This is a genomic window from Aminobacter sp. Piv2-1 (genome assembly GCF_037625995.1).
In the GTDB taxonomy this organism is placed as follows: domain Bacteria; phylum Pseudomonadota; class Alphaproteobacteria; order Rhizobiales; family Rhizobiaceae; genus Aminobacter.
Window position 1 is genome coordinate 434,028 of the sequence record NZ_JARKMU010000002.1, and the last position, 17,033, is coordinate 451,060.

The 17,033-nt window shown below is 64.7% G+C and carries 12 protein-coding genes and 1 tRNA gene; 9 read left to right on the plus strand and 4 right to left on the minus strand.

All coding sequences use genetic code 11. The features are described from left to right. Positions 1–50: 50 nt before the first annotated feature. The 5 genes from AmiPiv_RS05965 (at position 51) to AmiPiv_RS05985 (ending at position 4,512) form a co-directional block, all read left to right on the plus strand. Positions 51–1,109 carry a polyamine ABC transporter substrate-binding protein gene (locus AmiPiv_RS05965; protein WP_445206907.1) on the plus strand — a complete coding sequence of 353 codons (1,059 nt, stop codon included), beginning with the start codon at positions 51–53 and terminating at the stop codon, positions 1,107–1,109. 69 nt (positions 1,110–1,178) lie between these two features. Beyond that, positions 1,179–2,318: an ABC transporter ATP-binding protein gene (locus AmiPiv_RS05970; protein WP_340036400.1), complete on the plus strand. Its 1,140-nt coding sequence runs from the start codon at positions 1,179–1,181 to the stop codon at positions 2,316–2,318. An 8-nt stretch (positions 2,319–2,326) separates the two neighbouring features. Next, a complete protein-coding gene (locus tag AmiPiv_RS05975; RefSeq protein WP_340036401.1) occupies positions 2,327–3,238 on the plus strand; it encodes an ABC transporter permease subunit in 912 nt (303 codons plus the stop codon). Position 3,239: 1 nt separating this feature from the next. Next, complete coding sequence (locus tag AmiPiv_RS05980; protein ID WP_340036402.1) at positions 3,240–4,058, plus strand: ABC transporter permease; 819 nt, start codon at positions 3,240–3,242, stop codon at positions 4,056–4,058. Positions 4,059–4,200: 142 nt separating this feature from the next. Continuing rightward, complete coding sequence (locus AmiPiv_RS05985) at positions 4,201–4,512, plus strand: hypothetical protein (protein ID WP_340036403.1); 312 nt, start codon at positions 4,201–4,203, stop codon at positions 4,510–4,512. Positions 4,513–4,662: 150 nt separating this feature from the next. On the opposite strand, the gene AmiPiv_RS05990 is transcribed toward AmiPiv_RS05985, so the two are convergent. The 3 genes from AmiPiv_RS05990 to AmiPiv_RS06000 all read right to left on the minus strand — a co-directional run bounded on the left by AmiPiv_RS05990 (position 4,663) and on the right by AmiPiv_RS06000 (position 6,116). After that, complete coding sequence (locus tag AmiPiv_RS05990) at positions 4,663–4,896, minus strand: hypothetical protein (RefSeq protein ID WP_340036404.1); 234 nt, start codon at positions 4,894–4,896, stop codon at positions 4,663–4,665. Positions 4,897–5,321: 425 nt separating this feature from the next. Further along, positions 5,322–5,398, minus strand: a tRNA-His gene (locus tag AmiPiv_RS05995). Positions 5,399–5,657: 259 nt separating this feature from the next. Further along, positions 5,658–6,116 (minus strand): phasin, encoded by a 459-nt coding sequence (locus AmiPiv_RS06000; RefSeq protein ID WP_340036405.1) that lies wholly within the window; start codon positions 6,114–6,116, stop codon positions 5,658–5,660. A gap of 242 nt (positions 6,117–6,358) precedes the next feature. On the opposite strand from AmiPiv_RS06000, the gene AmiPiv_RS06005 reads away from it, so the two are divergent. The 3 genes from AmiPiv_RS06005 to AmiPiv_RS06015 all read left to right on the plus strand — a co-directional run bounded on the left by AmiPiv_RS06005 (position 6,359) and on the right by AmiPiv_RS06015 (position 12,769). Further along, the gene (locus AmiPiv_RS06005; protein ID WP_340036407.1) at positions 6,359–9,691 is read left to right on the plus strand and encodes a PAS domain S-box protein; all 3,333 of its coding nucleotides are present in this window, start codon (positions 6,359–6,361) and stop codon (positions 9,689–9,691) included. Positions 9,692–9,931: 240 nt separating this feature from the next. Then, on the plus strand, positions 9,932–10,972 hold the full coding sequence (locus AmiPiv_RS06010) for a Fe(3+) ABC transporter substrate-binding protein (RefSeq protein WP_340036408.1): 1,041 nt from the start codon (positions 9,932–9,934) through the stop codon (positions 10,970–10,972). A gap of 324 nt (positions 10,973–11,296) precedes the next feature. Beyond that, on the plus strand, positions 11,297–12,769 hold the full coding sequence (locus AmiPiv_RS06015; protein ID WP_445206908.1) for an ABC transporter permease: 1,473 nt from the start codon (positions 11,297–11,299) through the stop codon (positions 12,767–12,769). A 261-nt stretch (positions 12,770–13,030) separates the two neighbouring features. On the opposite strand, the gene AmiPiv_RS06020 is transcribed toward AmiPiv_RS06015, so the two are convergent. Further along, the gene (locus tag AmiPiv_RS06020; RefSeq protein WP_340036410.1) at positions 13,031–14,989 is read right to left on the minus strand and encodes an acetoacetate--CoA ligase; all 1,959 of its coding nucleotides are present in this window, start codon (positions 14,987–14,989) and stop codon (positions 13,031–13,033) included. A 183-nt stretch (positions 14,990–15,172) separates the two neighbouring features. On the opposite strand from AmiPiv_RS06020, the gene AmiPiv_RS06025 reads away from it, so the two are divergent. Continuing rightward, a complete protein-coding gene (locus tag AmiPiv_RS06025) occupies positions 15,173–17,023 on the plus strand; it encodes an AsmA family protein (protein ID WP_340036411.1) in 1,851 nt (616 codons plus the stop codon). Positions 17,024–17,033: the final 10 nt, after the last annotated feature.

The window sequence follows — 17,033 nt, forward strand, 5'->3', positions numbered from 1 at the left end:
AGGAGACTATCATGAACCGCAGATCGCTTTGGCTGACCGCCGCGTCAGCCATGATTGCCATTGCCGCAACCGCTGCCGACGCCCAGGAGCGTGTCGTCAACGTCTACAACTGGTCGGACTACATCGATTCCTCGATCATCGACGAGTTCACCAAGGAAACCGGCATCAAGGTCGTCTACGACGTTTTCGATTCCAACGAGATTCTCGAAACCAAGCTGCTTGCCGGCGGCAGCGGCTATGACGTGGTGGTGCCGACCGCCAACTTCCTCGCTCGCCAGATCGAGGCCGGCGTGTTCCAGAAGCTCGACAAGTCGAAGCTGCCGAACCTCTCCAACATGTGGGACGTCGTCAGCGAGCGCACCGCAAAGTACGACCCCGGCAACGAGTACTCCATCAACTACATGTGGGGCACCGTCGGCATCGGCTACAACGAGAAGAAGGTGAAGGAAGCCCTCGGCATCGACAAGATCGACAGCTGGGATGTCGTCTACAATCCCGACACCATCGCCAAGCTGAAGGATTGCGGCGTCTACATGCTCGATTCGCCGACCGACATCATTCCGACGACCCTGCGCTATCTCGGCATCGATACCGATAGCCGTACGCCCGAGGATCTCGCCAAGGCCGAAGAGGCACTGCTCAAGATCCGGCCGTCGATCCGCAAGTTCCATTCGTCCGAATACATCAACGCGCTCGCCAACGGCGACATCTGCCTGGCCGTCGGCTGGTCGGGCGACGTCTTCCAGGCACGCGACCGTGCCGCCGAGGCCGACCAGGGCGTGGTCGTCGACTATGTCGTGCCGAAGGAAGGTGCGGAGATGTGGTTCGACCAGATGGCCATCCCGGCGGATGCCAAGAACGTTGCCGAGGCGCACGAGTTCCTGAACTACATCATGCGTCCGGAAGTCGCCGCCAAGGCCTCCAACTACATCTACTACGCCAATGGCAACAAGGCGTCGCAGCAGTTCATCGAGAAGGACATCATCGGAGATCCGGCCATCTACCCGGACGATGCCACCCTCCAGAAGCTGTTCACCGTGTCGCCCTACGATCCCAAGAGCCAGCGCCTGGTGACGCGCAGCTGGACCAAGGTCGTCACGGGTCAGTAACGGTCGCACGCTATCCCGGCGCCCTGGGCGCCGGGATATTCCGGCGCGTGCAGGGGGACGGAGAGGGACATGAAATCGCTCGGCAATATCCGCAGGGAGTTTGCGCCCTGGAACCAGCCCGACGCCAGGCCGTACATCCAGTTCAAGAACGTCACCAAGCGGTTCGGCGACTTCACCGCCGTCAACAACCTGTCGCTGTCGATCTACGAGCGCGAGTTCTTCGCGCTCCTGGGCGCTTCCGGCTGCGGCAAGTCCACGCTTCTGCGCATGCTCGCCGGCTTCGAGCAGCTGACGGAGGGGCAGATCCTGCTTGACGGGCAGGACCTCAGGGGCATTCCGCCCCACAAGCGGCCGGTCAACATGATGTTCCAGTCCTACGCGCTGTTCCCGCACATGACGGTCGAGCAGAACATCGCCTTCGGTCTGAAGCAGGACGGCATGCCGAAGCCTGAAATCGAAAAGCGCGTCGGCGAGATGCTGAAGCTGGTCAAGCTCGGCCAGTTCGCCAAGCGCAAGCCGCACCAGCTTTCCGGCGGCCAGCGCCAGCGCGTGGCGCTCGCCCGTGCGGTTGCCAAGCGGCCCAAGGTTCTGCTGCTCGACGAACCGCTCGGCGCGCTCGACAAGAAGCTGCGCGAGGAAACCCAGTTCGAGCTCATGGACCTGCAGCAGACGCTGGGGCTGACCTTCGTCATCGTCACGCACGATCAGGAAGAGGCCATGACCATGGCCGACCGCATCGCCATCCTCGACAAGGGCGAGGTGATGCAGGTGGCGACGCCGGCCGAGGTCTACGAGGCGCCGACCTCGCGCTTCGTCGCCGACTTCGTCGGCAACATCAACATGTTCGACGGCAAGGTGACGGACCGCAACGGCGGCGGCGCCACCATCGCGGGAACGGGCGGGGTGACGATCAAGGCCGCCAATGCCGGCGAGACGCCGGTGGGCTCCGAGATCGCTTTTGCCATCCGCCCCGAGAAGATCAAGGTTTCGTCCCGGAAGCCGGAGGGCGGCGACAACGTGCTCGAGGGCGAAATCTACGACATCGCCTATCTCGGCGACATGACCATCTTCCACGTCAAGCTCGGCAACGGCCAGGTGGTCAAGGCGAGTTCGATGAACGCGACCCGCGCCACAGAAGATCCGCTGAGCTGGGACGACAGGGCCTGGATCAGCTTCCGGCCCGATGCCGGTGTCCTGCTGACGCGATAGGAGCGGCGATGAAGAGCCTCACCTCAGCCGTCACCAGCCGCCTGGTCATTCTCGTCCCCTATGTCTGGCTGCTGTTCTTCTTCCTCGTTCCGTTCTTCATCGTCTTCAAGATCTCGCTGTCGACGACGGCGATCGCGATGCCGCCCTACACGCCGGTGCTCGACATCTCCGAAGGCTTCTCGGGGCTCATGGCGCAGTTCGGCGAGTTCAGCTTCGACAACTATCTCTGGCTGACCGAGGACCCGCTCTATTACACCGCCTACATCTCCAGCGCCGTCATCGCAGGGATTTCGACCTTGCTGGCCCTGCTTGTCGGCTATCCCATCGCCTACGGCATGGCGCGTGCGCCCACGGCCATCCGCCCGACGCTTCTGATGCTGGTGATCCTGCCGTTCTGGACCAGCTTCCTGATCCGCGTCTATGCCTGGATCGGCATCCTCAAGCCCGAAGGCCTGCTCAACCAGTTCCTGCTCGCCACCGGCATCATCGACCAGCCGCTGGTGATCCTGAACACCCACGCGGCCATCTTCATCGGCATCGTCTATTCCTACCTGCCGTTCATGATCCTTCCGCTCTATTCGGCGCTGGAGAAGATGGACTATTCGCTCATCGAGGCCGCCCAGGACCTCGGCTGCCCGCCGATGACCGCCTTCTGGAAGATCACCTTCCCGCTGTCGCTGCCGGGCGTCATCGCCGGCTGCCTTTTGGTCTTCATCCCGGCGGTCGGCGAGTTCGTCATCCCCGACCTGCTCGGCGGCTCGCAGACGCTGATGATCGGCAAGACGCTCTGGAACGAGTTCTTCGCAAACCGCGACTGGCCGGTGTCATCGGCCGTGGCGGTGATCCTGCTCTTGATCCTGGTCATACCGATCATGTTCTTCCAGCAGGCGCAGGCGCGCGCCCAGGAGCAGGGGCGCTGACATGAACTCGACCTGGAGCCGCTTCAACATCAGCGCGATCGTCCTGGGGTTCGCGTTCCTCTACTTGCCGATCCTGCTGCTGGTCATCTTCTCGTTCAACGAATCGAAGCTCGTCACCGTCTGGGGCGGGTTCTCGACCAAGTGGTACGGCGAACTGTTCCGTAACAAGGGCCTGATGGACGCGGCCTGGGTGACGGTTCGCGTCGGCCTCATCTCCGCGACCGTGGCGACCGTGCTCGGCACGCTCGCCGCCATCACGCTGACGCGCTACACGCGCTTCAGGGGCCGGGTGCTGTTCTCCGGCATGGTGTTTGCGCCGCTGGTCATGCCGGAAGTCATCACCGGCCTGTCGCTGCTGTTGCTTTTCGTCGCCGTCGGCCTCGACAGGGGCTTCGTGACGCTGACGCTCGCGCACATCACCTTCACCATGTGCTTCGTGGCCGTGGTGGTGCAGTCGCGGCTGGTCACCTTCGACCGGTCGCTGGAGGAGGCGGCGATGGATCTCGGCGCCCCGCCGGTCAAGACCTTCTTCCAGATCACGCTGCCGGTCATCCTGCCGGCGATCATCTCGGGCTGGATGCTGGCCTTCACGCTGTCGATCGACGACCTGGTGATTTCGAGCTTCACCTCGGGGCCGGGGGCAACCACGCTGCCGATGAAGATCTACAGCCAGGTGCGTCTCGGCGTCACGCCGGAGATCAACGCCGCCAGCACCATCCTGATCGGCGTCGTCGCGGTGGGCGTGATCGCCGCCTCGCTGGTCAACAAGCAGCGCGAGGCCCAACGGCAGCGCGACGAGCGGATGGCCCAGCGCCACTGAGCGCGGCGCGGGGCGGGATCAGCCACTGTCAACAATATTGTGGTTGTTCGTCAAATCCCGTCAACCATTGCGCATGAAGGTTACTGGATGTGGAAGGATTGCCGTGGTAGCGTCGCCGCGATGAACTTAAGGAGTTGAGTTTATGGCGAATTTGATCGTTACCGCGGCCGCGCTGACCCTTGCTGGCCTGGCCGTTGCAGCCTGTAACACGCCCCAGGAGCGTGCGGTGGGCGGCGGCGCAATCGGTGCGGCGGGCGGTGCCCTGGTCGGCCAGGCCATCGGCGGCAACACCGGTTCCACGGTGGCGGGCGCGGTGATCGGTGGCCTCGCCGGCGCCATGATCGGCGCGGGCACTGCTCCCGGCGAATGCCGCTATCACCGCTACGACAGCCGCGGCCGGCCGATGTACGACCGCGACGGCAGGCCGGTGACCTATCTGGCCCCCTGCCAGTAACGGCATGGAATCACGGGCGGTGCCGGGCCGCCCTCGCTTCGAACGGCGCGCCTCCTCGCGGTGGTGCGCCGTTTTTGCTTGTGGGGCCCTGACGTGAGTTCACCGTCGCAGATAGCCCCGATTGGCGACCGCTCCACCATTCAGGTGGGTTCAGGGATTGGCCAGGTCGGATTTCATCTTGACGGTCATCTGAATCTGGCCGCTGACTGTGATCATCAAGTCCCGGTCGCCGCGGTTGTTGGCATTGACACTGCTGTTGACGCCCGAGATTTCGCAGCTCTCGGCAAAAGCTTCGGTGACCAGGCCGCAACTGCCTTTGACCATTTGATAGAAGCTCTGAAGCACGGCAGTCTGCTGCTGTTCCAGGCCGATGGACTTGTCCATTGGCCGCATGATCGTGACGCTCGTAGATACAGATATGTAACCGCTGGCGGATTGGCCGCCTCTAAATGGCATATTTTGTGACGATGCTGGCGATACGGCTAGCATAGACAATGTTGTTGCAATGAATAGTCTTAGCATATTTCGTCTCCTTATCTTTCGAATATAAAACGGAAAATATCGAAGAGTTCATTTTGAGAATTTGAAAAATTTTAGAAAATTGGCGTGTGCTTCGCCCGCGACTAAGCATCTTCAAGTTAATAGCTGCGACTTTTGGCGGCTGGTCTCCGCGCATGCAAGCGGTAGCTGCTGTTGGCCGGAGTCTCGCGGGATAGGATCGCAACCTGCGCCACATGCCGGAAATGCGAAGCATCCAGTTCCGGATCGGCACCAATTCATCGGTAGGGAGAGTGGCAAAAAAAGAAGGGTGGTACGGTTGGCTGGGATCGAACCAGCGACCTCCGGATCCACAATCCGGCGCTCTAACCAGCTGAGCTACAACCGCGTGCCTTGCTCTGGTGCCGCGTCCATACGGACAATTCCACCGCATTTCAAGAGCTTTGCGCATATTCCACTGCGGTGATTTATGCCGCCGCCGCGAAGCCCTTGATTGCCAGGCTTTTCAGCCCCGGAAAAAAAGAAAAAGGCCGGCGGGAGGAGGAGCCGGCCTTTTCCTATGCATGGCCAGCGGAATGCGAGCTGGCCGCTTGGCCCGGCAGACAGAGGGAGGAGAACCGCCCGCCGGGATTTCGTGTGGCTCGCCCTCAGGCGGCCTTCAGGTCTTTCAGGGCCTTCTCGAAGGCGGTCTTGACCGGCTTGGCCACGTCCTCGGCGGCCTTCGAGGCAACCGCCTGGAATTCCTTGGCCTGCTCGACGCTCAGCTCGACGCGCTTGCGCAGATAGGCGGTCTGCAGCTCGAAGATGTCCGAGAGCGACTTGGCGCCGGCCAGCGCCTCGAGATGCGCAAAGCCTGCCTCGGCATTGGTACGCAGCGCAGCGATGGTCTTGAGCGACAGCTCGCTGCCCACGCTGCGGGCGGTCTCATAGGTGGTTTCGAGCGTCTTCTGGGCGTCTTCGGCGCCGGTCTTGAGCTTGGTGTAGGCCTCCTTCGACTGCTCGACGCCCTTTTCGGCGAAGGCGCGGAACTGGTCGGTGGCCTTGGAAACGTCGAAGCTCGGCATTTCGACGGTATCTGCGAATTCTGCGGTCTTGGTCTTGGACATTGTCTCACCCTGTGGACTGGACGGGTGGGCACCCGCCTCGTTTATTCGCATCAGTGATATAGTTCATGTCATTGTGCATTGCAACAAAAATGTTGCAGTGCAACATGGTCGGCCGGGCGCCTCGGTTAACCACATGGCGAGAATAATCACGCTCTATGACAGCTGTTTGGTAGACCTAGGCGATGACGGCTTTTATTAACAAACCGTTAATTGCGAGAATGTGTGCCTTGCGGGTTATGTGAATGCCGTCAGCAGCCTACTCCTTCATCGACGTCGCCGTGGTCGATGGCGTAAGGCAGCGTTTCGCTGCCGGCGACGCCGTCGTCGTGCTGTCGGTCGACCTCGAGCAGGTGCTGTGGGCCAATGGCCCGGGCGCCACCATCCTGGGCTACGACGACGTCGACGCGGTCATCGGCGCGCCGGCGCGGCTCGGTCTCGCCGCCCGCCGGCAGATCGCCGCCACTTCGGGCTTCCCGGATATCGGTCGCGACAGGTCGATCATGGTGCGCGTCGCCTCCGGCCTGAGCAGCCGGGCCGTCGCCTTCGTCGCGAGTTCCGTCCGCCTGCCCGACGGCGAGGCAGGCATCCTGCTCGCCGTGCCGGCCACCGGCAGCGCGTCCCGCTCTGCCGGGGAGGTCGCCGCGGCCGCCATCAGCGGCTTCGCCGCGCCTGGCCATTTCCTCGCCTTCGTCGATGCCCGCGGCGATGTCGTGGCTGCGACGGACGGCCTTTCCGGACTAGGCATTGCACGGTCGACGCTGGCCGGACTGGTCGCTGCGGTCGCCGGCGAACGCGACCGGACGATCAAGCGGGCCATTCCCGCCGCCGCCGGCCATGTGCCGGCGGGCATCGCGCGCCTGACAGACGAGCGCCATCTTCTGGTGGTCGTGGACGAGCGCGCCGAGGCGGTGGGCGAAGCGGGCGAAGATCGGCGGGACGAGGCCGCGCCGCGCGAGGAAGTGCCGCCGCAGGCCGCGCCCAAGGAGCAGCCCGCCGACCACGATCATTGGTATTTCAGCCCCGAGGAACGCGAGAGCAAGGCTGGCCTCGTCGTCCGCGAGTTGGCGGCGAAGACTGCAGCGCCCGCGCCGGTGCGGGAGGAGACAGACAAGACCGACGCGGCACCCGCTGCTCCCGCCGCGGAAGCCCGGCCGGCCGAACCGGCCGTCGCCGAACGCGACGAGCTTGCCGGCCGCTCGACCGTGCCCGTGCGCTTCGTCTGGCGCACCGACGCCGAAGGCCGGTTCAGCGCCGTCTCGGCGGAGTTCGTCGCCCTGGTCGGCGAGCATGCCGCCGACGTCGTCGGTCGTCGGTTCGAGGATGTATCCAACACCTTCGAACTGGATCCGTCCGGCGAGATCGCCGGCCTTTTGCAGCGGCGCGACACCTGGTCCGGCCGTTCGGTGCTCTGGCCGGTCGCGGGCTCGGACCGGCGCATCCCCGTCGATCTGGCCGCCTTGCCGGTCTACGGCCGCGACCGCAGCTTCGAGGGCTTCCGCGGCTTCGGCGTGGCGCGTCCGGGCGAGGCCGTCATCGATCACGAGCGCATCGGGCTGGCGCTGGTGCCCAACGGCAAGCCTGGCCAGGAACCCGAGCCGCGGGCCGACGCCGGGTCGGCGGCGCCGGTGACGGAAGAGCAGCTGTCCGGACAGTCGCCAGAGACGCAGCCTGGCGGCGATATGGAGTCGACTGAGCTCGACCTGGATCGTTCCGATAAGGTCATCCATCTCGCGGAACACCGCCAGGTCGAGCCGGGCAACGGCAAGGGGCTGTCCAACGTCGAGCGACATGCCTTCCGCGAGATCGGCGAGCGCCTGAAGCGGGCGAGCGAGGTTGTCGCCGCGCGGCAGCAGCAGGAGTTGGCTGTGGGCCAGCCTGCCGTCGAACCGAAAAACGGCGAGCAGAACTCAGCCGAGATCGCCGCCTATTCGGAGGCCGCGGCGGCGGAGCATGGCGGTTCACCGTCCAGCGGCGAGGTCGTCAACCTGTCCTCCGTGAGGCCGGTCGAAACCGAAACCTATCGCGATACGGCGACGCAGGAGCGGCCGGAGAAGCCGCCGCTCAGGGCCGAGGACATCATTCCCAGGGAAATGTTCGCGGGCGGCCGCGACATGCCGGTGGATGCGCCGATCCTCGAGCAATTGCCGGTACCGGTGCTCATCCATGCCGGCGACGTGCTGCACTATGCCAATGCCGAGTTCCTGAGCCTTACCGGCTACGGCTCGGTCGACGAGCTGGCGCGGGCCGGTGGGCTCGACGCGCTGTTTGCCGAGAGCTACGGCGACGAACCTGGCTCCGATCATGATCTCAGGTTGAAGACCCGCGACGGCGAGGAGTTTCCGATTGAAGCGGTGCTCCGTTCGGTGCCTTGGCAGGACGGGAAAGCGCTGATGCTGGTCGTGCGCCGCATCAGCGGCGACGACGAATTCGACGGCGCCTCGGATCAGATAGCCGAGCTTGAGGCTCGCCTCGCCGAGATGCGCACCATCATCGACACGGCGACCGACGGCGTCGTGCTGATCGGCCGCGACGGCGCCATCCGCTCGATCAGCCGCCCGGCGGAAGCGCTGTTCGGCTTCGACAGCGACGAGGTGGCCGGCAAGCCCTTCCATTCGCTCTTCGCCATCGAGAGCCAGCGCGCCGCGCGCGACTACCTTTCCGGGCTTTCCGAGCATGGCGTGGCGAGCGTGCTGAACGACGGCCGGGAGGTGATCGGCCGCGAGGCCCAGGGCCGCTTCATCCCGCTGTTCATGACCATCGGCCGCCTGCCGAGCGATGCCGGCTTCTGCGCCGTCGTGCGCGACATCACGCCGTGGAAGCGCGCTGAGGAGGAGCTGACGCAGGCACGCGCCGCGGCAGAGCGGTCGTCGTCCCAGAAGACCGACTTCCTCGCCCGCATCAGTCACGAGATCCGCACGCCGCTCAACGCCATCATCGGCTTCTCCGAACTGATGGTCGACGAGAAGTTCGGGCCGGTCGCCAATGACCGTTACCGCGACTATCTGCGCGACATCAACCGCTCCGGCAACCATGTGCTCGACCTGGTCAACGACCTGCTCGACATCTCCAAGATCGAGGCTGGCCAGCAGGAGATGGACTACGAGGCCGTGTCGCTCAACGACACTCTGGCCGAGACCGTGGCGATGATGCAGCCGCAGGCCAACCGCGAGCGCGTCATCATCAGGTCGAGCCTGGCCTCGCGACTCCCCGAGGTCGTCGCCGACCGGCGCAGCGTGCGCCAGATCGCGCTGAACATCCTTTCCAATGCGGTCCGCTATACCCAGGCCGGCGGCCAGGTCATCGTGTCGACCGCCTACGAGGCCTCCGGCGACATCGTCATGCGGGTGCGCGATACCGGCATCGGCATGTCGCAGGCCGAGATCGAGCAGGCGCTTAAGCCGTTCAAGCAGATTAATTCGCTGAAGCGCGCGCGCGGCGACGGCACCGGCCTTGGCCTGCCGCTGACCAAGGCCATGGTGGAGGCCAACCGCGCGCGATTCAGCATCGCCTCGACCCCGGGCGAGGGGACGTTGGTGGAGGTCACGTTCCCATCCACGCGCGTGCTTGCCGAATAGGCCTGCGGCATTGTGCGCGCAGGTTGCGGCTATTGGTTGCATATTTGCCCAGTGCCGCCGGCAAGATATTGAATCCAGTGCGCAATAATCCAGTTTAGAATAGTTCTAAACTATTGAATTTACTGGACTTTAATCTTGACCTTTCCAGTCAGATTGGGGATAGGGAAGGCAGCTTCGCTCGCGAGGCTGCGATGAATTGTTCCCCCGAGGGTTTTTGACCCCTTTGGCCAGGAGAGAAAGATGAAGATTGGAAACGCGCGGTCGATCGTGGCCGGCTTCGCCCTTGCGGCCCTTTTCACCAGTTCGGCGCTCGCCGACGGCGTGGTGAACATCTACACCTATCGTCAGCCCGACCTCATCAAGCCCGTTCTGGATGCCTTCACCGCTGAGACCGGCATCAAGACCGAAGTCCTCTTCCTCGACAAGGGACTTGAGGAACGCATCCTCGCAGAGGGCAAGAATTCGCCCGCCGACGTCATCATGACCGTCGACATCGCCCGCCTGACCTCGGCCAAGGAAAAGGGCGTCACCCAGCCGCTGGTCGACGACGAGGTCAACAAGCTGCTGCCGTCCGAATATCGCGATCCCGAGGGCCACTGGTTCGGCCTGACCAAGCGCGCCCGCGTCATCTATGCCTCGAAGGAGCGCGTCAAGGATACCGCCATCACCTATGCCGAGTTGGCCGACCCGAAGTGGAAGGGCAAGATCTGCATGCGTTCGGGCCAGCACGATTACAATCTCGCGCTCTTCTCGGCCGCGATCGCCCACTGGGGTCCGGAGAAGACCGAGGAATGGATGAAGGGCCTCAAGGCCAATCTCGCCAAGAAGCCTGACGGCGGCGACCGCCCGCAGGCCGGTGCCATCGCCGCCGGCGAATGCGACATCGCCATTGGCAACACCTATTACGTCGGCCTGATGCGCAACAACGACAAGGACCCGAAGGAGAAGGAGTGGGGCAACGCCATCAACGTGCTGTTCCCGACTTTCGAGAACGGCGGCACCCACGTCAACATCTCCGGCGCGGCCCTTGCCAAATATGCGCCGAACCGCGATGACGCGGTCAAGCTGATCCGCTTCCTTGCCAGCCACAAGGCGCAGCAGGTTTACGCGGAGAAGAACTACGAATATCCGGTGGAGCCAGGCCTCGAGCCGTCCGAGACGGTCAAGGCTTTCGGCACGCTCAACGCCGATACGCTGCCGCTCGTCGACATCGCCAAGGGCCGCAAGGCTGCTTCCGAGATGGTCGACCGCGTCGGTCTCGACGACGGCCCGAACAGCTGAACGGGCTGACAGGATTTGCGGACTTGGCCGGGCCGGGCAGTCGGCCCGGCTTTTCCGCGTTGCAGGGGAAATGACTTGCTGACGGGCGGCAACAATGGCGGCGAAGTGATCGGGGCAGCTGGAATCCCGAACGGGCGGCCGCTGCCTGTCAAACGACTGCGTCATCCGCTCCACAGCGCCTTCGCGCTCGCCATCGGCTTCGTCGTGGTCCTGCCTGTATTGTCGCTGGCCTTCGTCGCGCTGTCCGGCACCGGCGAGGACTGGCCGCACCTGATCGACAACGTCTTGCCCGGCGCGACACGGACGACGATTGCCCTGCTGGCCATGGTCGCCACGCTCACGACGGTCGCCGGCGTCGCCTGCGCCTGGGCGGTCGTCGCTTACGAATTTCCCTTCCGCCGCGTCCTGTCCTGGGCCTTGGTGCTTCCGCTGGCCGTGCCGCCCTATCTCGCCGCCTATGCCTTCGGCGAGTTCTTCCAGTACCAGGGGCCGGTGCAGAGCCTGGTGCGCTCGCTCTTCGGCTTCGAGACGATACGCGACTACTGGTTCCCCGACATTCGCTCGACCTGGGGCACGGCCTTCGTGCTCGGCTCGGTGCTCTACCCTTACGTCTATCTGACCACCCGCATCGTTTTCCTCATGCAGGGGCGCAACATCGCCGACGTCGCCCGCACGCTCGGCGCCCGTCCGGCGCGCGTGTTCTGGCGCGTGCTGCTGCCGGTGGCCCGGCCGGCCATCGTCGCCGGCGTGGCACTGGTGCTGATGGAGACGATCAACGACATCGGTGCGGCCGAATATTTCGGCGTGCGAACCCTGACGGTCGCCGTCTACACCACCTGGCTCAACCGCGGCAGTCTGGAAGGCGGAGCGCAGATCGCCATTCTGATGCTGGTGCTCGTCGTCCTGCTGCTGGTGGCGGAGCAGTGGGCCCGCCGGCGGCAGCGCTTCCATGCCGGGCGCGGCACGCACCTCAAGGTGCATCCGTCACGCGTTGCCCTGAAGGGCTGGGCACGCTACGCGCTGCCGACCGGGGTCGCCCTGCCGATCCTGTGCGGCTTCGGCGTGCCGATCACTGTGTTCGGCCAATACGCCTCGCGCAGGCTCGAGCAGTTCACCTCGCCGGATGTGGCCAAGGCTTTCCTCAACAGCCTGATGACCGCCTCGATCACGGCGATCGTCACCGTGGCAATCGCCCTGTTCCTGCTCAATGCGCAGCGCCTGTCCAAGGGCCGCGCCATGGCAGCGACCGTGCGGCTCGCCTCGGTGGGCTACGCGCTGCCGGGCGGCATCCTAGGCCTCGGCCTGCTCTTCGTGTTGGCGCGCTTCGACAATGTCGTCGACGGCTTCGTGCGCGCGCAGTTCGGTTTCTCGACGGGCCTGCTGCTCACCGGATCGGCGGCGGCCGTCGTGCTTGCCTGCACCATTCGCTTCGTCGCGCTCGCCGAGGGCGCGATCCGCTCCGGCATGGAAAAGCTCCCCGGCAGCCTCGACGAGGCTGCCCGCAGCCTCGGCAAGACGCCGAGCCAGAGTGCCGCGAAGGTGCTGCTGCCGCTGCTCAGGCCGGCGATCCTGACCGCCGCGGTGCTGGTCTTCGTCGACACCGTGAAGGAACTGTCGGCAACGATCCTGCTCAGGCCATTCGGCTTCAGCACGCTCGCCACCTATGTCTACGAGAACGCTTCGCGCGGCGTGCCGGAGGAAGGGGCGGTGGCTGCGATCGTCATCATCATCACCGCCATGGTGCCGGTGGTGCTTTTGTCGGGCGCGCTGGTACGCGACGCAGAGGCTTCGCTGTAGGTCCCGACCTCCGGTCAGCACGCAAAGAAAAAGGCGCCCGACGGGCGCCCTGGAGATGATGCTGTTTCAACGGGGACTTGAGCAAAAACGCTATCCTCCTGCGAGGAAAGGGATTTCTCCCTCAAGTTAGGCTCGACTATCGCGGCCGAAACTTAACAACTCATTACCGCGCCTTTGAAATGTTTACGAAAGTGTACCACTCCTGAAGTCTAGGTAAATTTGCCCTTCACGAGTCATTTACCATACGTGGTTGCCGTCCCGTCAGCTGCGCAGCTCCTCGACATCCCTGTAGAGGTCGAGGGCCTCGGGATTGGCGAGCGCCTCCTTGTTCTTGACCGGCCGGCCGTGGACGATGTCGCGCACGGCAAGCTCGGTGATCTTGCCCGACTTGGTGCGGGGGATGTCGGAGACGGCGACGATCTTCGCCGGCACATGGCGCGGGCTGGCGCCAGTGCGGATCTTTGTGCGGATGCGCTTTTCGAGGTCGGCGTCGAGGGCGATGCCGGGTGCAAGGCGGACGAACAGCACGACGCGCACGTCGCCGTCCCAATCCTGGCCGATGCACAGGGCTTCCAGGATCTCCGGCAACTGCTCGACCTGATTGTAGATCTCGGCCGTGCCGATGCGCACCCCGCCGGGGTTGAGTGTGGCGTCGGAGCGGCCGTGGATGATCAGCCCGCCATGGGCCGTCCATTCGGCGAAGTCGCCATGGCACCAGATATTGTCGAAGCGGTCGAAATAGGCGGCGTGGTATTTTTCACCGCCGGCATCGTTCCAGAAGCCGACCGGCATCGACGGGAACGCGCTGGTGCAGACGAGCTCGCCCTTTTCGCCGCGCACCGGCAGGCCGGCATCGTCCCAGACGTCGACGGCCATGCCGAGCCCGGCGCCCTGGATCTCGCCTGTCCAGACCGGTTCCGTCGGCACGCCGAGTACGAAGCACGAGACGATGTCGGTGCCGCCCGAGATCGACGCGAGGTGGACATCCTTTTTGATGCCGTCATAGACGAATTGGAAATCCTCGGGCGACAGCGGCGAGCCGGTCGACGACAGGGTGCGCACGCTTCCGAGATCGTGGCTGTCGATGGGCCTGAGGCCCGCCTTGCGGACGGAATCGATGAACTTCGCCGAGGTGCCGAAATAGGTCATCTTCTCGGCGTCGGAGAAGTCGAACAGCACGTTGCCGTCGGGATGGAACGGCGAGCCGTCATAGAGCAAGAGCGTTGCCTCCGAGGCGAGCCCCGAGACCAGCCAGTTCCACATCATCCAGCCGCAGGTGGTGAAGTAGAAGAAGCGGTCGCCCGGAACGAGCCCGGCATGCAGGCGCTGCTCCTTGACGTGCTGCAGCAGCGTGCCGCCGGCAGAATGCACGATGCATTTGGGGATGCCGGTCGTGCCTGAGGAGAACAGGATGTAGAGCGGATGGTCGAAGGGCAGGGGCTCGAACGTCACCGGTTGCACCGCAAACGGCGCCAGCGCATCCTCCAGCGCTTCCGCCTTGGCGATGCCAGCGGCCACTTCCTTCGCCGTGCCGAGATAGTCGACCACCAGCACCTTGGTCGCACTGGCCAGCCTGTCGGCCACCGCCGCGATCTTCTGGCCGACCTCGATGCGCTTGCCGGCATACCAGTAGCCGTCGGGGGCGATGAACAGTTTCGGCTCGATCTGGCCGAAGCGGTCGAGCACACCCTGTTCGCCGAAGTCGGGCGAGCAGGACGACCACACGGCACCGATCGAGGCAGTGGCCAGCATCGCGGCAATCGTCTCGGGCATGTTGGGCATCATCGCCGCGATGCGGTCGCCCTTCGTCACGCCGAGCGAAACGAACAACTGCTGCAGCTTCGACACCAGCGCAGACAGTTCGTCCCACGACAGCCGGCGTAAAACCTTGTCCTCGCCGCGGAAGACGATCGCCTCGCCGCTGCCCGAGCCGCGCAGCAGGTTCTCGGCGAAGTTCAGCCGTGCGTCGGGGAAGAACCTCGCCCCCGGCATGCGGTCGCCGTCGGCAAGCACGCGGTCGCCCTTCTGGCCGATCACGCCGCAGAAATCCCAGACCAGATCCCAGAACGCCTCGCGCTCGGCAATCGACCAGGCATGCAGCCCGGCGTACCTCGGAAGTGGCCGTCCCGCCCGCTTCTCCGCCTCCGCCGCAAAGGCCGTCAATGGTGCCGCTGCGATCCGCTCGGCCGAGGGTGTCCAGAGGGGCATTTCAACTGACATCTGCGTCTCTCCCAGAACCGGTTTGGTTTATGCATGTCGCACTGCAGCAGATCAAGAAGATGTCGATTTGCGCCAATGCGCTGTGCGCAAACGTCATCGCATGGCCACAAAGACTTGAAATGCCGCGTCGGTCGGTTACACCCGGTTCTCACAAAGGCGCAGCACGGGCGGCACAAGGGCAACATGCCATCACCACTGTTCAGGCGCAGCATCTGGGCGATTGCCGGCATTGCCGTCCTGGTCGCCGCCGTGATCGTCGCGTTGCCCTTCATCGCCTCCACCCGGATCGTCAGGGATCGCATTGCCTTCGAGCTGAGCGCATGGAGCGGCTTTCGCGTTTCCATTGAAGGTGCGCCCGTCATCGAGATATGGCCCGACTTCCGCGCCACGCTCACCGACGTGACGCTGAGCGACTGGGAAGACCCGAGCAACGCGCCGGTCTTCGAGGCCGAGCGCGTCGAGATCGAGCTGTCGTCGCTGTCGGCCGCGCTGGGCAATGTCGATTTTTCCGACGCACATTTCGAACGGCCCACGCTTCGCCTCAAACGCGCGGCCGACGGCAGCTACGAGTGGCCGCGTTCGCGCGGCGGGCGCATCATCCGTTCGATCGAACGCGCCCGGAGCGCGGTCTCCTCCGATCCGAGCGCGCCGGATCTCGCCAGGCTTCCTACGGACGAGTTCGGCGTGATCGAGTTTGTCGATGGCCGTGTCGTCACCGCGACCGACAAGGGTGAGGACGAACTGCTCGGAGACCTCACGGGCAAGGTCAGTTGGGGTGCGCTCAACAAGTCCGGCAGCCTGAGCGCAACCGGAGTGTGGCGGGGTGAGCCGGTGGCGGTGGAAATGTCGTCGCCGCGGCCGCTGCTTTTGTTTGCCGGGGGCGATGCACCGCTCACCGCGTCGCTGAAGGCGGCACCGGTCGAAGCTTCGTTCGATGGTGTCGCGGGTTTCGCCGGCGACGCCCATTTCGACGGCCAGGCCAAGCTGGCCGCGCCTTCGCTGCGGCGCGTGCTGGAGTGGTCGCGGCCCGGCATCCTGCCCGACAGCCCGGTCGGGCCGATTGCGGTTTCGGCGAAGGTCTCCGGCAACCCGGCGCGCCTCAAGCTGGAAGGCGCGCAGGTCACGCTGAACGGCAGTCCCGGCACAGGCGTGCTCGAACTGTCGCTCCATTCGGTGCCTTCCATTGCCGGCACGCTTGCCTTCGACACCATCGATGTCATCGCCTTCGCGTCGGCCTTCGTGCCAGCCGGCAGCAGCCCCACGGCGATCGACACCAGCTTCGCCGACCATGTCAATCTCGACCTCAGGCTCTCGGCCGCCAAGGCAACCGCCGGCTCGATCACACTGGCGGAGGTGGCGGCAACCGCCCAGGTCAAGGGAGGCCTGGCGGCATTCGACATTTCCGATGCGGAGGCATTCGGCGGCAATGTCCAGGCCGGCGTCCGCTTCGACCGCAAGCCGGGCGGCACACAGGCCGAGCTTCGCCTGCTCGCTTCCGACATCGACGGCGGCGCCTTCGGTACGGCGGCGGGCATGAGCCATCTGGTGCCGATCGGCCGCGGAACGGTTTCTGTGATCCTCAAGGGACCGGGTACGAGTTGGGAAACCCTGCTGCAGAACGCCGACGGCTCGGTCTCGGCCACCTTCGGCGTCGGCGCCATTGCCGGTCTCGACCTGCAGGCCTTCGCGGCGCGTGCGGCGGAAGGCGGTTTCTTCTCTCTCGACGAGGTTGCGGAAGGAACGCTGCCGGTCGACGGCGTCGAGCTGAAGGCAGCAATCTCCAACGGCGTTGCCAGGATCGACAAGGCCGAGGCGCGCACGCCCGCCAACCGCATCTGGCTCACCGGCATCGTGCCCTATCTCGGCCGCGGGCTTGCCCTGTCGGGCGCGATCGAGCCGAAGGATGCGACAGCCTCGACCAGCAACCTCGCCAAGCGCATCGCCTTCTTCGTCGGCGGCTCCTGGGGAGCCCCGTTCATCTCGCCGCTCGTGGCACCCGAGACCGTGGCGCCGCCCGTGCCCTCGCGCGACTGAACTGCCTCAG

What these genes read in the sequence shown, in the direction of transcription:
- AmiPiv_RS05965 (WP_445206907.1), top strand. Translation starts at nt 51, where the DNA reads ATGATTGCCATTGCCGCAACCGCTGCCGACGCCCAGGAGCGTGTCGTC.
- AmiPiv_RS05990 (WP_340036404.1), bottom strand. Translation starts at nt 4,896, where the DNA reads ATGGACAAGTCCATCGGCCTGGAACAGCAGCAGACTGCCGTGCTTCAG.
- AmiPiv_RS06015 (WP_445206908.1), top strand. Translation starts at nt 11,297, where the DNA reads ATGGTCGCCACGCTCACGACGGTCGCCGGCGTCGCCTGCGCCTGGGCG.
- AmiPiv_RS06010 (WP_340036408.1), top strand. Translation starts at nt 9,932, where the DNA reads ATGAAGATTGGAAACGCGCGGTCGATCGTGGCCGGCTTCGCCCTTGCG.
- AmiPiv_RS06025 (WP_340036411.1), top strand. Translation starts at nt 15,173, where the DNA reads ATGCCATCACCACTGTTCAGGCGCAGCATCTGGGCGATTGCCGGCATT.
- AmiPiv_RS05985 (WP_340036403.1), top strand. Translation starts at nt 4,201, where the DNA reads ATGGCGAATTTGATCGTTACCGCGGCCGCGCTGACCCTTGCTGGCCTG.
- AmiPiv_RS06000 (WP_340036405.1), bottom strand. Translation starts at nt 6,116, where the DNA reads ATGTCCAAGACCAAGACCGCAGAATTCGCAGATACCGTCGAAATGCCG.
- AmiPiv_RS05980 (WP_340036402.1), top strand. Translation starts at nt 3,240, where the DNA reads ATGAACTCGACCTGGAGCCGCTTCAACATCAGCGCGATCGTCCTGGGG.
- AmiPiv_RS05970 (WP_340036400.1), top strand. Translation starts at nt 1,179, where the DNA reads ATGAAATCGCTCGGCAATATCCGCAGGGAGTTTGCGCCCTGGAACCAG.
- AmiPiv_RS06005 (WP_340036407.1), top strand. Translation starts at nt 6,359, where the DNA reads ATGCCGTCAGCAGCCTACTCCTTCATCGACGTCGCCGTGGTCGATGGC.
- AmiPiv_RS05975 (WP_340036401.1), top strand. Translation starts at nt 2,327, where the DNA reads ATGAAGAGCCTCACCTCAGCCGTCACCAGCCGCCTGGTCATTCTCGTC.
- AmiPiv_RS06020 (WP_340036410.1), bottom strand. Translation starts at nt 14,989, where the DNA reads ATGTCAGTTGAAATGCCCCTCTGGACACCCTCGGCCGAGCGGATCGCA.